Source organism: Desulfopila aestuarii DSM 18488 (assembly GCF_900143695.1).
Lineage (GTDB): Bacteria > Desulfobacterota > Desulfobulbia > Desulfobulbales > Desulfocapsaceae > Desulfopila > Desulfopila aestuarii.
The window spans coordinates 184,699-200,525 of record NZ_FRFE01000005.1 but is presented as its reverse complement, the minus strand read 5'-3'; the positions used below and the strand labels follow the sequence as shown (position 1 = coordinate 200,525).

The following is a 15,827-nucleotide window of genomic DNA, read 5'->3' as shown; positions in this document are numbered from 1 at the left end:
CGCTATTGCTCGATTTCCTGCCGAAAAGTGACCATGGAATGTGCAGGTTGCATTGATGGCTCGACATGAGCAACTCTTCGATTTTACGATCTCCATCGAAATCATAACTGGATTTTGCCCCACCAACTGAGAAACTCCTTTCGTTTTCCATATAACTCTTCGTAATCATAATCTTATGTTCGCCTGATTGGAGGTGAACCAGCATCGCCACTTGTGTGTCCACTTCGTTCGATCACCCTGCGTTATTTAATTAAATACTGTAATTAATGTTTACGTAAAGATAAACGTTGATCGATGGCAGAGTTTGCGCTAGTGTTGTGGGGTTCGAATTTCAATATGATCTCTGTACCCAAAAGGGGTTCATCATGAATTACAGCAAGGGAAACCGAGTTTCATGTACCGATGGCGATCAGCTTTGTCGAGCAAGTATCTGTTCCCAGACAGCAGATATGTCTACTATCGCAGTTTTCCAAGCCCCAGTTCTTCTGAAGCAAATACTACCTTTTGTCAAAATCCTCATCCAAAAGACAATTTGCTCTTCTTTTCTTGTCAGCTCAATCGAGAAAATATTGCGTTGCCTTGGGATGAATGAAGCTATCGATCAGTCGGGTCACCTATCAATAAACTTCAATTTTGCGGGTGAATAATGAACGGAAAGACAGGTGTGATTTACAGTGACGTGAAGAAAAGTGTTGATGATGTCTTGGATTACATGGGTAACGAAATCAATTTTGCGATGACTCTTGCCCTCGGTAAGCCAATCCTCTTCATCAACGAGCTGTATAGAAGGGCGAAAGAAGACTCAACTATTAAACTGAACATCGTCACTGCCCTTGCACTGGAACGCCCGCGAATGAAGAACGACATTGAAAAGAGATTTATGGGGCCTTTGGTTGATCGAATATTCAAGGGGACACCAGAATTTGATTACATGCATGACTTCCGCACCGGCAAGCTCCCGAAAAATGTTGAGATTTATGAGTTTTTCAACAAAGCCGGCGGCTACATGGAGACACCTGAAGCTCAGAGGAACCATCTGAATTCAAACTACACGCATGTTGTGCGCGATGCGATTGACTTCGGCTGCAATGTTTTCGGCCAGCTTATCTCATGCCGTGAAATAAACGGCAAGACAATGTACTCGATGGGTTGCAATACCGACATATGCATCGAAGCAATAAAGGAGATGCATAAGATGAGGGCTCAAGGCAGGAAGGTCGCAATTATTGGCGAAGTGAATCGCCAGTTGCCCTTCATGTACGGAGACGCGGTATTTGACGGGAACCATTATGACATGCTTCTTCATGGTCCTGAATTCAACTATCCTTTATTTGGGCCGCCGAAAGAGTCCGTTAGTCTCAGGGACCATGCAATCGGCCTTCACGTGAGCACTTTGGTGAAAGACGGTGGAACGCTTCAGGTTGGAATCGGTGCACTTGGCGATGCCATTGCTGCCAGCTTAAATATGAGGCAGAACGAGAATGAAGCATATAACAAGGTATTGAAGGCGACTGGCATAATCGATAAGTACTCTCATTTGATCAATAAAATAGGCGGGACCGGCAGATTTGATCAAGGTCTTTATGGCTCATCCGAGATGTTTGTCGACGCCTTTTTTCAGCTGTACAAGAGTGGTGTATTAAAGCGGAAAGTGTACGACAGTATACCTATCATGAAACTGATCAATGCCGGGAAGCTTTCCTCCAACAAAATACCTGCTGACATTATCGAACTCCTGTTAGACATCGAAGGGATACATTCAGTATTGACAGCTAAGGATTTCAATATGCTGTCCAAATATGGCATCCTGAAAGAGGGTCTTGAATTCAAGGACGGTTACATTGTCGATGGCAGTACCAGGTTCTCTGGGGATTTTAGACATCCGGAAAATGTCGCGGCGATAAAGACGTTGTTAGGGCGTGAGCTCAAGCACGGCAAGGTGATACTTGGTGCGTTCTTCATCGGACCTCGCGCATTTTATGACGCACTTAACTCCATGAGCGAAGAAGAACGAATGCAGTTTGGTATGTCTGGGGTCGAGAAAGTCAATCAGCTCTATGGCAATGAGGAGCTCCGTTCACTGCAGAGAAAAGAAGGCCGCTTTGTCAACGCGGGGATGATGGCGAATGTCTTCGGCGCAATCACCTCAGACAAGCTTGAGTGCGGACGGGTAGTAAGCGGTATTGGTGGGCAGTATAACTTTGTCTCCATGGCGCATGCTCTTCCCGATGGCAGACTTGTCATGATGATACGAAGCACGCGATTTGCATGCAAAAAGGTTAAGTCCAACATCGTTTATACCTACGGTCATACATCGATTCCGAAGCACCTCAGGGATATAATCGTAACTGAATATGGTATTGCCGATGTGAGAGGGAAGCCAGACTCTAAGATCATTGAAGAAATATTGAAAATCACAGATTCACGCTTTCAGGATGATCTGATAAAAGAAGCTAAACTTCATGGGAAATTAGCTCCGGATTTCGAACTGGCTCCGGAATATAAGCAGAATTACCCGAAGAAACTTGAAATGATGCTAAAAGAATTCCAGGCTGATGGGCACTTTGCTCCCTTTCCCTTCGGAACCGATTTTACAGCTGACGAAATAGTCATTGGCGGCTCACTCAAGGCTCTTGCTGCAAAGAAGAAACCAGCTATTGTCAAAGGTCTTATCAAAGAACTGTTCAGGCCAATTCCCCATCATGCAAAACCATACTTGAAAAGAATGGAACTCGATAAGCCTAAGACAGGAAAAGAAAAGATAATGAGAAAGGTTGTACTCTCAGCCATGAGGGCTAACGGAAAAATTTAGCCCAGAGATGAGCTTCTTGCAAAATGGCCTTTTCGTCAAGACTTGGCGTTACGCTCACCTGACTTTGAATGAAAGGTCATTTTGCAAAAGGCTGAGATGAAATACTTTTCCTGCGAAAAATCCGGCAACGTGTCAATCCCGGTAGCGTTTCATGAGGTCGGCGTAGGAATCGATACGGCGGTCGCGCAAAAACGGCCAGACTCGCCGCACCTGCTCGCTGCGGGCGCAGTCGATGGTAACCACCAGCGTCTGTTCCCGATCAGTCTCGGCCTGCGCAAGAATCTCGCCCTGTGGGCCGGCAACGAAGCTGGTCCCCCAAAAACACTGTTTTCCGGCACCATCAGGGGCTGATTCGACACCGACCCTGTTGACGGCCACCAACGGCAGGCCGTTGGCCACGGCATGACCTCTCTGTACCGTCATCCAGGCGTCTCGCTGGCGTTGCTGTTCTTCCAGTGAGTCATTTGGATCCCAGCCAATAGCGGTAGGGTAAATCAGTAGTTCAGCCCCGGCCAGCGCCATCAGTCTTGCCCCTTCCGGATACCATTGGTCCCAGCAGACCAGCACTCCCAGCCTGCCGACACTTGTGTCGATGGGGTTAAAACCGAGATCACCTGGAGTGAAGTAGAATTTCTCGTAGTAGCCGGGATCGTCGGGAATGTGCATCTTGCGATAGCGGCCGGCTATGCTGCCATCCGCTTCTAATACCACGGCGGTATTGTGGTAGAGACCGGCGGCTCGTCGTTCGAACAACGATGTCACCAGCACGATTCCCAGCTCCTTTGCGATGTCACCGAAAACAGTGGTTCCAGGACCGGGTATCGGTTCTGCCAGATCGAACACTTCAGCATCCTCTGTCTGGCAGAAATACGAGCCGCAATGCAGTTCCTGTAACACCACCAGCTTCGCGCCCTGGGCGGCGGCGTCGCGAATGCCTGCAATACTGCGAGCAATGGTCAGTTCACGGGAATCGGCAACACCATGTTGCACCAGGCCAACGATTAGTTCCTTCATTTCAGTACTCCTTGAGGTATCTGCATGGTGACGCAGTGTAACGAGCCATGCTGCTCAATCAATGGTCGGCATGGTACGGCGACTATTTTACGGTCAGGAAAAGCGCGACTGATAACCGCTAGGGCGGATTCGTCCTGGGTGCTGTTGTAAACCGGCACCAATACGGCTGTATTGAGGATGAGAAAATTGGCATAGGTTGCCGGCAGGCGATGGCCATCGTCGGCATAACAGGCCTCAGGCCAGGGAAGCGGATACAGCTTGAAAGGTTGTCCTTCACGGGTGCGCAAGGTTGCGAGTTCTTCCGCCATTGCGGTCAGTTCTGCATAATGCTCATCCTCCGGATCATCGCAGGACTGGTAAATAATGCCGTTTTCAGGTGCCAGTCGGGCTAACGTATCTATATGGCTGTCAGTATCGTCACCGGCCAGATAGCCGTGCTCAAGCCAGAGCACATGGTCTGCACCGAGTTGCTGCCGCAGCCGTTGATCAAGTTCTGTTTTATCGAGGTGAGGATTGCGGTTGGCTTCCAGCAGACAGGCGCTGGTGGTCAGTACCGTGCCATTGCCGTCGCTTTCAAGACTTCCTCCCTCCAGTATCAGCCCCGGCAACTCGCGAACGCTACTGCCAAAAGCCCCGGCCGCCTGTAGCCGGGCAGTGACCTGATTGTCATCGCAGGCTGGGAACTTCAGGCCCCAGCCGTTAAATCCGTAATCGAGCAGAAGAGGTGTACCGTTCTGATAGATTGTAATGGGGCCAAAATCGCGGGCCCAGGTATCATTGGTCGACATGGCATGAACGCGTACCCGGTCCATACGCGCACCGGCCTCCGCCAGCTGTGAACGGACAGAATCCGGGTCTGGGGCCGGGATGATCACCATCTCAACAAGGCTGATTTCCACTGCGATACGGATAAAAACAGGCAATACCAAATCAAGCATATCAGCCCAATCGGTTGTTTCGTGGGGCCAGCCGAGCAACACAGCATCTTGCGGTTCCCATTCTGCGGGCAGACGTCTTTCTATCATGTATCCATTCCTTTGCGCTACGCTGGTGCTATGCTTATGTGCCGGATGAGGTGTAATTATAGGTTCATAGTGATACACCGTCACTTCTTTGGGAGGGCTTGATAAACAGCTCTGTCAAACCGTTGCTTTCGAAAAAACAGGCCTATTCTAGCCCGCCAATTCTAACGCAGCAACGTTTTTCAGGCCATTCTCCTTCCGTGTGCCAGCCTCCAGTTTATTTGCCAGATTGTTGCCAATGAGAACGTGGAGGTTCTTAACTGATCGGTTTTCTCCTGCTTCCCAGGCGTTCCATATCTCCCAGATACTCCTCCGATCTGTCGAGGTAAAAGGACAGGGCCTTGGCAAAATTTTTACCCACCAACCCGTCGACAAACATCTGGCTGATTTCACGATTACGCTTGAGCACAAGCTGGGAACGGTAGAAGATGCTCCATTCCTCCTGCGACATGTTCTGGGCAATCATGGCAAGGGCCTTTCTCGCACGAGGCTGGTACATCCAGAAATACATGAGGTCCAGTGCGTTGACAATGATCAGCTTGTCATACTCCTGGACTTCGGCACTCAGTGTTCGGATCGCGTGTTTGGGCGACTGGAGAAGTTCAAGCACATCGTCTTCGGGAAAGAGCATGTCGATGAGGGAGAAGACCCCGAAGAGCTGGGCAATCTTCATTTTGTAGGCAGCAAGGCTGAGCCGGATGTTGATGGCCCGGTCTGCCAGCCCTTCAATCACAGCGGCCACACAGTCTGAGGCGAATTTGGAGATGATGGCGGCCCATTTCTGTAGTACCCCGGCGGTGTCGATAACGCCAAATCCTCCCAGCAGCATTGCCAGTGCGGTGTTGAGCATTACGGCGACCGGGATGGCCAGAATGGAGCGGAAAAAGTTACCGGCGGCCGCAGAGCGGGGCAGTCCCCGAAAGATATTGTGACTGGATATATAGATGCCGTTGACAAGTCCCATCACAGCATAGAGCATCAGGGGATTCGTGGCGGTGGTAATCGAAAGGGTTCTGTCAAGGAGCAGCGTCTTGACCAGGAAGTCAAGAAGCGGCACCGAAAAGCCGGTATAAAGCAGCGAATCGGCGATGCGGCTCCAGCTAATCAGTGAGTTCCAGGGCAGAAGTGGTGAGCGCTTGAGGCCCCCGCCCCCCAGTACCGACTGGATGATATTGCGAGAGCCGGTGATACCGAACCAGATAAAAGCACCGCAATAGGCGAGGAGCCACCAGTCCTTGGTGAGGCTGAAGGTAAGGAAGGCAGGGATAAAGCCAATAAGCACCTTGAGGCTATTTTTCAGGTTGGTGTTGAGGTGTTTCCAGGGGGCGTTCAACCGTTCCTTGCGATCCGGTTGTTCGAGTACGATCCGGTCCTCCTGGTTGCGGCCGATACCTCCCAGGGTAACGATATTGCCGGGCCGTCTGGGGTGGACCAGGAAGGAGTCGAGGCTCCAATCGGACCACTGCGATTTCCAGGATCGACCCAAAAGAGGGAGCCTTCTGATAAGGGATTGGAGCCAGTTTTTCCTATCGGGTGGCCGGGTGCGACTATGCAGGTTATGGGTAAGCAGGGCGCTGACCGGGATGAACCATCTGCCACTTCCGGCTTTACCGGAGTATAGCGCCTTCCTGGCCTTTGACGTCAGGGTGTCAGTTACCACCAAGCCCATGCCGTGGTGATGTTCCGCTTGACCGGTGGAGCCGGTGCCGATCCGGGAGAGAAGGCTGCGTTTGGTATAAAAACTGTGGAAATTCCCGAGGTGGCTGAGGATGTTTATCAGCTCAATCTTGCGCCGCTCCATCATTTGCAGAGTCTCGGCGTGTCGCTTCCGGGCGTCTTCGTTTTCCGCTTCATGGAGTTCGCAGTAGCGCTTGTGGCTGAGGAGTTGCTCCTCATAATCCCAGATGATGGTCCGGATGACCCGTTTCAAGGTGATGACGTTGTTGTCGTTGAGTGCCTGTTGCAGTTCGCTGATGAGGCTGTAGGATCGATCCGGGCTTTGCAGGTTCACCGCCTCGCCCTCTGCCTTGGCATTGCCGGGGAGGATGCCGGAAGTGATGCCATGGGTGGCGTTCTTGAGGTTGTAGGCCTCTATATGGGTGATCATGCCAGCGGAGTTGTAGAGCAGTTCAAGCGTATCCTGAATAGTGAGGTTGCCAAGATTGAGGGTGAAGCTCGAGCTGGAATGGAGGGATATCAGACGTTTGAGCAATTCCTCGGGACGCATCCGCAAAAGGGCCGGAACTTCTTCATCATCCCGGCAGGGGTAGCTTGGGTCATGGATCTCCGGATTACGGGACGGAAGGAGGTAATGGTCGATAATCCCATCGACGCTGAGTGCAGAGTACCTGGCGAGCAGCTCCTGTTGGTCCTTCTTCTGGGTGGAAGGTGTTCCGGCCGTCCGCAGTTGCTTCTCGATCTCTGGTAGTTGTTTGCGGAATTCCCGCAGCAGGGCGAGGTGAATAAAACGGCCCAGATGTAGGAGTGAGGGCTGACCTGTGCCGACAAAGGAGAGAAATTCCTCCATATCGCAAGGCGGCAGGGTGAGAGAAAGCTTTTCGGCGAGTACATGTCGATGGGTGGTGTTGAAGGCATCCAGGGCGCTGAAGACGTACTGCTGCTGATAGCACGACACCTCACGGCCTGCGGCCATGATCTCTTTGACCGCGTCTTCCTCCAGGAATTGCAGCAGGGCATTGTTGTTCTGGAAGCCGTGCGGCTCCCAAATCAAGCGCACATACTTGTCGCGAAAGCGGGCGGACATTTCGATACCGACCTGGACCTTGACATCGAGGATTGCGCTGGCCTCGATCAGTTCTTCCACCACTTCCGGTCTCACGTAGTTGTAGTAGGCAACCGTCAGGTAACGGATACCTTTGATCCAGGCATCCATCACCAGGTGGGTCGGCGATTTCCTACCCTTGGTGTTAGCGTCATGGACATGGTCGTCAAAGGCGAACTGGTTCCACTCCTCTGGCATCTCCAAGAGGTGGTACTTGGCCAACTCTGCCCGTACCTTCCGTGGATTACCGGTTGAGACCATCCGGAAATCGTGGGCCAGTTTGAGCTGGCGCAGCTCGTTGTCGCGGCTGCGCAGGAGCTCTTTCATTATTTGCAGCAGGACTCGGGCGGTGTTTTTCTTGTAGTAGGTTGTCGCCGAGAGCAGCACCTCGTCGCGCAGAGAGCGCAGGGCTGTCAGTCGGTCGTTGGCTTTACCGAGTTCCAGGGAGCCGAGTAGGCTCGCTACCGCGTAGGCGATCCGCAATCCTTTAACCGCTGCCATCTCCTTGATGCCGTGAGGGTGCATGTATTTGAGCAGCAAGGATCTGAGCGCCAGCGACTGGGGGCCGCGCTCGAGGATGTCGTTGACGATCCTCAGGAGCTGGTAATCGTTCTTGTCAAAAAATATTGCAGGCTGTTTACGCATGAAAAACGACCATTACGGGAAAGAGTGAATCGCTGCTGAGGTAAATGAACGCGGTTGCCGGCGAGGGCACCTCGCGGCCAAAGAAAAAAATTCCCGGCCTGGACGGATATACCCTCCAGGCTGGGACTGCTGTCAGTAAGGGCGATTACTTACAGCAAATTCGGCAGGAACATGACCAAAGAAGGCATATAGGTCACGATGATGAGTACCACCAAGAGGGCAATAATGAATGGCCAGATCTCCAGCACGAATTGGCCAACCTTTACCCCAGTTATGGCACAGGTGGTGAACATCATCGAGCCAAAGGGTGGGGTTATGCCGCCGATCATGATATTGACGATCATGATCAGGCCAAAGTGGACCAGGTCAATGTTGAGGGTTTTCATAAGAGGCACCAGAAGTGGTGCCACGATAATCAGCAATGCCCCACCCTCAAGGAACATGCCAAGAACGAGAAGCAGGACATTGATCACCATAAGGATGATCCATGGGGATTCTGAGATAGCCAGAATGCTCTTCGTTAACTGGTGGGGAATCCGCTCCCAGCTCATATACTGGCCGAAGACAGATGCTGCGATAATGATCAGCATGACCGAGCTGGTCGACAACACGGTATTTTTCAGGATGATTGGCAGGTGTTCCCATTTAAGTTCTTTATACAGAAATACACCGATAATAATGCAAAACAACACGGCCATGGCCCCTGCTTCAGTAGGAGTGAAGATGCCGAAGCGAATGCCGATGATAATGCCAAACGGCAGAAGCAGCCCCCATATCGACTCTTTGAACTGCTTGAAAATCTCTTTTGCGGAAGCTCTCTTTTCCCGTGTCGGGCGATAATCCCTTTTCTTGGCAATGAGGTAGACCGTGAGCATCAGGCCACCACACATAAGTATGCCGGGCGTATAGCCGCCGATAAACATCTTCGCCACCGAAACCTGGGCGATAAGGGCGTAGATAATGAGATTGATTCCGGGAGGGATGACAGGGGCAATAGCTGAGGAAGCGGCGGTGATGGCCGTGGAAAAGGCAGGGCTATAGCCACGCTCGGTCATTTGCGGCACCAGGATCTTTGACTGCATGGCCGCATCGGCATTGGCAGAACCGGAGATTCCGCCCATAAGTGTCGACAGCAGCACATTGACCTGGGCCAGGCCGCCTCGCAGATGGCCGGTGAGAACATCGGCCATTTTCATGAGGCTTGAGCTGATACCAGAGTAGTTCATGATTTCACCCGCCATGATGAAAAACGGAACTGCCAGAAGCGGGAAGGACGCCGTGGAGGTAATGAATTTCTGTAATATCAGGTCAGGCGGCGTTCCCACATCCCCGAAGGTAAAGTAGGCGAGAGCCGCGGCCAAAAGGGCGAAAGCTATCGGGATGCTGGTGAAATAGAGCAACATGACGATGATGACGGGGAATGTTGACATAACCATAGCCTTATCTTGAGTGGGTTGTATTGCCTGTGTTCATCTTGCCGCTCACAGTAAAGTAAAAAAAAGTTAATCGGAGCTGCCGGTTGGGTCCGGTAATACATCATTTTTTCGAATCGAAAAGGTTGCGGATATCCCGGTAAAGGAAGTTCACCGCATAAATGGTCATCAGCGCAAAGCCGACACTCAGGGCCAGGTTGACGTAGAGCGCGGGTATATCGAGGACCGGGGTGCGCTTTAGACTGTTGGCCTGGATAAACAGGACGCTGAGATAAACGATATATCCGTTGATAGCAACCATCAGCCCATCGATCACTACCGCAATAAACGCTCGCCATGGCGCGGGGCCGAACTTTGTCACAAAATCAATGCCGATATGCATTTTATAGCGGTACGCAGCTGCTGCACCGACAAAAACACTCCAGATGAATGAGGTCGTCGCCACTTCTTCGGCCCAGAACAGTCCGCCGTGGAAAAGATAACGCAGAGAGACGTTGACGATGACGACCAGCACGGTGATTGCGAGAAAAATGGAGCTGAGAACCAGGTCGACATTGAAAAGAAACTGTTTACGTAGGGAAGACATTGCTCGTCCTCGTATTGCTTGGAGAAAAAATGCACGGGAAGAAACTTCCCGTGCACTGGGAATACTGCTTATCGCATCGCGTCAAGCTCTGAGAATAATGCTTTGAATACGCCTGGAGTCATTCCGTCCTGCTCGATGTACAGAGGTGCCAGGGCTGTACGGAAGGCATCGCCGTCAACGTCGTTGAATTTTACCCCGTAGGATTCAAGCTCTTTGACAACACCGCCATGCTGGGACTTGAGCAGTTCCACCATATCATTAGCGCCCTTGGTGAACTCATCCTGAATGATTGCCTGGTAGTTTGCTGGAATTTCATTCCAGACCTTGGTGGAGATATAGACGCCACAGGTACCAAGAATGTGGTGGGTATTGGCAACATTTTTGGTCGGCCCTTCATAGACCTTCGTGCCAAGGTTGGTGAACTCTGAACCTTCAAGACCATCAACAACTCCTTGCTGAACGGCTGACAAGGTCTCACCCCATGGCAACGGCGTAGCAACGGCTCCCATGGCGGACAGGGTGTCAATATAGGATTTGGAGCCGGGGGTCCGGATCTTCATGCCTTGCAGGTCAGCTGGAGTGGTGATGACCTTCTGGCTGATCAGGTTTCTAAAGCCATAAATATAGTCAAGGGCCAGAATCTTGATGCCCTGCTCCTCTGCCTTGGCCTTCATGTCCGCAACCAGTTTGGTTTTGGTAACTGCAACATATTCGTCAAAGCTGCGATAGAGCATCGGTGCATAGAGCGCTTTGAAATCCGGAACATAGTCGCCAATGAATGAAGGATCTTCCACAGAGATGAAGTTTGCCCCGCGTACCACTTGCTCGACACCTTCTTTGTACGCCGGCAGCTGTGCCTGCGGGAAGGTCTGAATGTTGATTGCGCCATCGGTCTTCTTCAGGATCGACGCTGCCACCTCATCCATGGATATGGTGAGCTGCTCAGCCGGGCTGAAGACATGGCTCAGCTTTAGCGTCAATTTGTAGTCGTCCGCAGCCTGGGCGGTAGCCGCAAAGGACAGGGCAAGACCAGCCGTAATCGCCAATACGTTTTTTTTAATACTCATGTTGTTCTCCTTGTGAAGGGTGGTGGGTTTATACCATCTGCCATCGTTATGGGTGTGATCGCCACACAAAGCCTGGGCTGAGGCGGTGTGCGAGAATCGTTGCAACGTGATGAATTAACTGGTTATCAGATGCCAGGGGAATTCCATTTCTTCTCGGATGAAATAACTGGCTGCCTCGTAGCCTGCTACCGATGTTCCCGGCTCCGGCCAGGCGATCACCGTCATGCCGGCTGCAGAGGCCGAGGTTACTCCCACCAGGGAGTCCTCGACGGCAATGCAGTTGCCGGGTGAAACCCCCATCTTTTTGGCGGCAAGCAGATAGGGCTCGGGATCGGGTTTACCGGAACTGATATCCTCACCGGAGATGCTGAACCGGATAAGGTCAGCCAGGCCGAGGATTTCGAGATTGGCTTCGACTACTGCCGCGTCGCCGTTGGAAACACAGGCCAGCGGGATATTCATGTCGGCGATTTTTCGAAAGACCGCTACAGATTCGGTGCGGGCCAGCTCGGGTCTGAGGGCAGCGCAGTACATTGCAGCGCATTCTCGGCTGAACATCTCGCCATCCACCCGGAAGTCATGGACGGTTTTCAGGTATTGCCATTTCTCAGCCATCGACTTGCCAAGCAGCACGGCGTTGTCCTCTTTTTCAAGGACATAACCACGTGCCTTGCACCAGTCAGCGATAACATCATAGTGCAGATCCTCGCTATCAATGAGAGTTCCGTCAATATCCCAGAGAACAGCCTCGATCTTCTGGGTGGTCGTTGCTGCTAATGATGTCATGCGAGTGATGCTCCTTCCCCGTCTTGGGCGTCGCATATGGCGTGAGCGGTTATCTCATCGGTGACAAGGATGTCGGCGTAATGTTCTTTGAGGATAGCTCGGAGGATAGGCACCTTCTGCAGTCCCCCGGAGGCGATAACCTTGATGGGAATGGTTTTCAGCTGGTCGAGCTCGGCCCCGATGAAACGGTTGTTGAGCGGATGATCGATGGGCTTTCCCTCGCTGTCGAGAAAATAGCCGAACACCTCGCCGACCGCCCCAGCTTCAAGCAGTGAATGCCATTCATCGGAGGTGAGTGCGCCAAGGACGACATTGGTTGAGCGGGTGCTCAGATCGCCGGCGCCGATTAGCGCCATGTCTACCTCAACGGCCCTGCGAAAGATCTTTTCAAACATCGGCTGGCTCATCAGCGCCTTCCGGACATCCTCAGAGGTGACGTACATCGGCGCGGCGACGTAGTGGCACTGGGCGACATTGAGTTTTCGGGCAAACATTGCGGCTACATCGTATGGATTGGTTGTGCCGCTGCGCGGCAATCCGCCGAAAAGTGAGACGATCGCGGTCTCTTCAGGGCTGCGTTGCCTGATACCGTCGAGACTGGCCCGCAGGGTTTTGCCCCAGCCAAGACCAAGGCTTTGGCCGTTGCGCAGATGCTGGGAAATATAATCGCCAGCGGTAGCACCCACTGCCGTATACAGGTGTTTCTCCTTGACCGGGGTAGGGACAACGATGGCCTTGCAGAGGCCATAGCGCCGCTCAAGCTGACACTCGACTTCCGCGCAGCTCGCTTCGTCGGAGTTGATAATGATCTGCACCATGCCAATGTCCAGGCAGTCCTGCAGCAGCTTGTTGACTTTTGCTCTGGTCAACCCGAATTTGGCAGCGATGTCCGCCTGGGTCATGTTTTCATTATGGTATGCCCAGGCGATACGGGTCAGCAGCTGTTTCTCTTTACTTTGCAGCACGTGTCCTCCCTGTATTTCATAGTACAAATGTCTTGACTGTGTGACATGTGTACAGTATGGGAATTGGAGATGCAACAATAAAATCATTACCATGTTCATCTGAACTGTTTATTATTGTATTGTTAATTTTGTGTTATCTGGGTGTTGGTGTGATTCGCCGACCAGAGCCAGGATGTGTGTTTATTCAATTTGTGCCGTGCACGTGTTATGACTATGTGACATTAATTTAAGGAGAAGCCATGCAGCCGATGGTGAAATATCACGAAGAAAAACGGTTCCCAACGCTTGTCGCTCATCGGGGAGCCTCTTTTTACGCTCCGGAAAACACCATGCCATCGTTTGAGCTGGCCTGGAAGCAGGGCGCGACCTTGGTTGAGGGCGATTTTTGGTTGACGGCCGACGATCATATCGTCTGTATTCATGACCCGACCACCAGCCGCACCGCACCTGGTAGCCCCGAGATTGATGTGTGCAACAGCAGATATGATGAGTTTTGCGGCTATGATGTGGGAAGCTGGAAGGCGGAACACTATAATGGTACGCATATTCCACTGCTCGAGGAGATCCTGGCCGGAATGCCAGAGGGATCAGGCGTCTATATTGAGATCAAGCAGGATACCGACCGGATTATAGATGTGTTGCAGGAGGTGATCGCCAAAAGCCATGTCGATCTCTCGCAGATCACGCTCATTTCTTTCAACGCCAATATCGTTCAGCGGGCTAAAAAACTTGTTCCGGCAATGCGGGCCTTTCTGCTCTTTGATCCTGAAGGCAAGGAAGCGACGAAAGCTGCCCGGTTGTCTTTGAGCGAGCTGATTACTATAGCCAGGGATGTCGGGGCCGACGGCCTTGATCTCGGAAAAAGTTCGAAAATTGACAACGATTATGCTTCACAAATCCTTTCGGCGGGTCTTGAGCTGCATGTCTGGACGGTCAACACCCTGGAAGATGCCCTGCGCTACGCAGAACTGGGTTTCTCTACTCTCACTACCGACAGGCCTGCCGATCTCTGTCGGGAGATAGAAGAGCATTTCCAAAATTCGTGATGAGCAGAAACAGCAGCGTCCTGCAGGCGGGGATAGTGATATCTATCTCATGTCGGCTGATGTTTTTTGTATGGTTCGGAGCCTACTCTTCTGATTTTGATCGAAAAACCTCACTTCGCGTGAGACAAGTACCATTCTAATGGTACTTGTCTCTCACACCATCTTGTACAGGTCGTTCTCGCTCTACTCTCTTCATATTTTTCTGCACTCATGTGTTTGAGTTCATAGAGTAACTCTTTAAACATATATGTAAAAGATCGATTCCAAATTGTCCGCTATTGACATATGTGTATCTTTTCATGCCCCAATTGCCAGAAGTTCTGCTGGTCCGCATAGCTTCATAACATCCTGAAAATATATCGATATATATTTGTATCCATCACGTGGCATAGCCCTTGCTCAAAAGAAGGACATGTGCAGGTCCTTCAACAGCTCAGAAATTCAGTCATATTTCTGAAAATAGAAGAGCAGGAAAGATACATATTCCATTCGGTCAGGCATGGCGAACATGACAGGGGCATTATGCATGAAGATGCACCTGGAGGCCGAGATTACCGGAATACAATACAACACTATGTAACCCAAGGAGAGAGCAAAAATGGAACGTCGTGAATTCCTGAAAAAAGCAGGACTCGGAGCAGCCGCCGCAGTGGCAGCCACTACAATCAAGGCCCCCTTTGTACACGCCGCCAAAAAGACACCCATTAAGTGGCGGTTGCAGACCTATGCCGGGCCAGCTCTTGCAGAATACGTCATTAAACCGCAGATCGATGCGTTTAATAAAATAGCCCAGGGTGAGATGGTTATAGAACTTTACTACGCTGATCAATTGGTTCCCACTGGTGAGCTTTTCAGAGCTATGCAGCGAGGCACAATCGATGCTGTCCAAAGTGATGACGACTCAATTGCAGCTCCGGTAGATGTATCTGTATTTGGAGCCTACTTCCCCTTTGCCTCGCGCTATTCCCTGGATGTCCCCGTACTCTTTAATCATTACGGGTTAAAAGAAATATGGGAAGAGGCATACAAGGAGGTTAAAGGTGTCACCTGGCTCAGTGCTGGTGCCTGGGATCCATGCAACTTCGCCACCATTGAGCCTATCCGCAAGCTGGCCGACCTGAAGGGTAAACGAATATTTACCTTCCCTACGGGTGGAAAATTTCTGCAACGTTTTGGAGTTGTTCCTGTCACCCTGCCGTGGGAGGATATCGAAGTCGCTATTCAGACCGGTGAACTGGATGGTATTGCCTGGTCGGGCATCACTGAGGATTACACTGTTGGCTGGGCCGATGTCACCAAGTACTACCTCACTAATAACATTTCCGGAGCCTGGGCAGGTTCGTATTTTGCCAATTCTGATAAATGGGATGCCTTGCCTGAGCACTTGAAGGCGCTGTTCAAAATGTCCATCGACAGTTCTCACTACCATCGTCTTCACTGGTACTGGTGGGGAGAGGCACATTATCGCACCACCGGTGGCAAACTCGAACTCACTTCGATCCCTGATGCTGAATGGGCAACTGTTGAGCAGGAGGCACTTAAATACTGGGATGAGATTGCTGCCAAATCCCCTCGTAGTGCAAAAGTAGTTGAAATTCTAAAAAAATATGCGGCAACGATGGAAAAAGCCGGTCGTCCGTACCGCTACGTGTAGCAGTTGTAGCCAGTT

Annotated in this window: 11 protein-coding genes; 3 read left to right on the top strand and 8 right to left on the bottom strand. The window is 51.4% G+C overall.

Going from position 1 to position 15,827, the window contains the following annotated elements:
* Window positions 1-646 precede the first annotated feature (646 nt).
* Entirely contained in the window at window positions 647-2,812 is a 2,166-nt protein-coding gene (locus tag BUF15_RS07225) for an acetyl-CoA hydrolase/transferase C-terminal domain-containing protein (RefSeq protein WP_073612792.1), read from the top strand.
* Between the two features lie 132 nt (window positions 2,813-2,944).
* Here BUF15_RS07225 and BUF15_RS07220 read toward each other — a convergent pair whose 3' ends face one another.
* The 8 genes from BUF15_RS07220 to BUF15_RS07185 form a co-directional block, all read right to left on the bottom strand.
* Window positions 2,945-3,826, bottom strand: a complete 882-nt coding sequence (locus tag BUF15_RS07220) for a carbon-nitrogen hydrolase (protein ID WP_073612791.1) — start codon at window positions 3,824-3,826, stop codon at window positions 2,945-2,947.
* Entirely contained in the window at window positions 3,823-4,848 is a 1,026-nt protein-coding gene (locus BUF15_RS07215; RefSeq protein ID WP_143170658.1) for an agmatine deiminase family protein, read from the bottom strand. Before BUF15_RS07215 ends, BUF15_RS07220 begins: the two co-directional genes overlap by 4 nt.
* Window positions 4,849-5,104: 256 nt before the next feature.
* Window positions 5,105-8,275 carry a PHP domain-containing protein gene (locus tag BUF15_RS07210; protein WP_073612789.1) on the bottom strand — a complete coding sequence of 1,057 codons (3,171 nt, stop codon included), beginning with the start codon at window positions 8,273-8,275 and terminating at the stop codon, window positions 5,105-5,107.
* A 149-nt stretch (window positions 8,276-8,424) separates the two neighbouring features.
* Window positions 8,425-9,705 (bottom strand): TRAP transporter large permease, encoded by a 1,281-nt coding sequence (locus BUF15_RS07205; protein WP_073612873.1) that lies wholly within the window; start codon window positions 9,703-9,705, stop codon window positions 8,425-8,427.
* Between the two features lie 106 nt (window positions 9,706-9,811).
* Complete coding sequence (locus BUF15_RS07200; protein ID WP_073612788.1) at window positions 9,812-10,294, bottom strand: TRAP transporter small permease; 483 nt, start codon at window positions 10,292-10,294, stop codon at window positions 9,812-9,814.
* Window positions 10,295-10,362: 68 nt separating this feature from the next.
* Entirely contained in the window at window positions 10,363-11,361 is a 999-nt protein-coding gene (locus BUF15_RS07195) for a C4-dicarboxylate TRAP transporter substrate-binding protein (protein WP_143170652.1), read from the bottom strand.
* Between the two features lie 114 nt (window positions 11,362-11,475).
* A complete protein-coding gene (locus BUF15_RS07190; RefSeq protein WP_073612787.1) occupies window positions 11,476-12,147 on the bottom strand; it encodes an HAD family hydrolase in 672 nt (223 codons plus the stop codon).
* Complete coding sequence (locus BUF15_RS07185; RefSeq protein ID WP_159441243.1) at window positions 12,144-13,112, bottom strand: sugar-binding transcriptional regulator; 969 nt, start codon at window positions 13,110-13,112, stop codon at window positions 12,144-12,146. Before BUF15_RS07185 ends, BUF15_RS07190 begins: the two co-directional genes overlap by 4 nt.
* 239 nt (window positions 13,113-13,351) lie before the next feature.
* On the opposite strand from BUF15_RS07185, the gene BUF15_RS07180 reads away from it, so the two are divergent.
* Together BUF15_RS07180 and BUF15_RS07175 are read left to right on the top strand one after the other, a co-directional pair.
* Entirely contained in the window at window positions 13,352-14,158 is an 807-nt protein-coding gene (locus BUF15_RS07180) for a glycerophosphodiester phosphodiesterase family protein (protein WP_073612786.1), read from the top strand.
* A 598-nt stretch (window positions 14,159-14,756) separates the two neighbouring features.
* Window positions 14,757-15,812 (top strand): TRAP transporter substrate-binding protein, encoded by a 1,056-nt coding sequence (locus BUF15_RS07175; RefSeq protein WP_073612785.1) that lies wholly within the window; start codon window positions 14,757-14,759, stop codon window positions 15,810-15,812.
* Window positions 15,813-15,827: the final 15 nt, after the last annotated feature.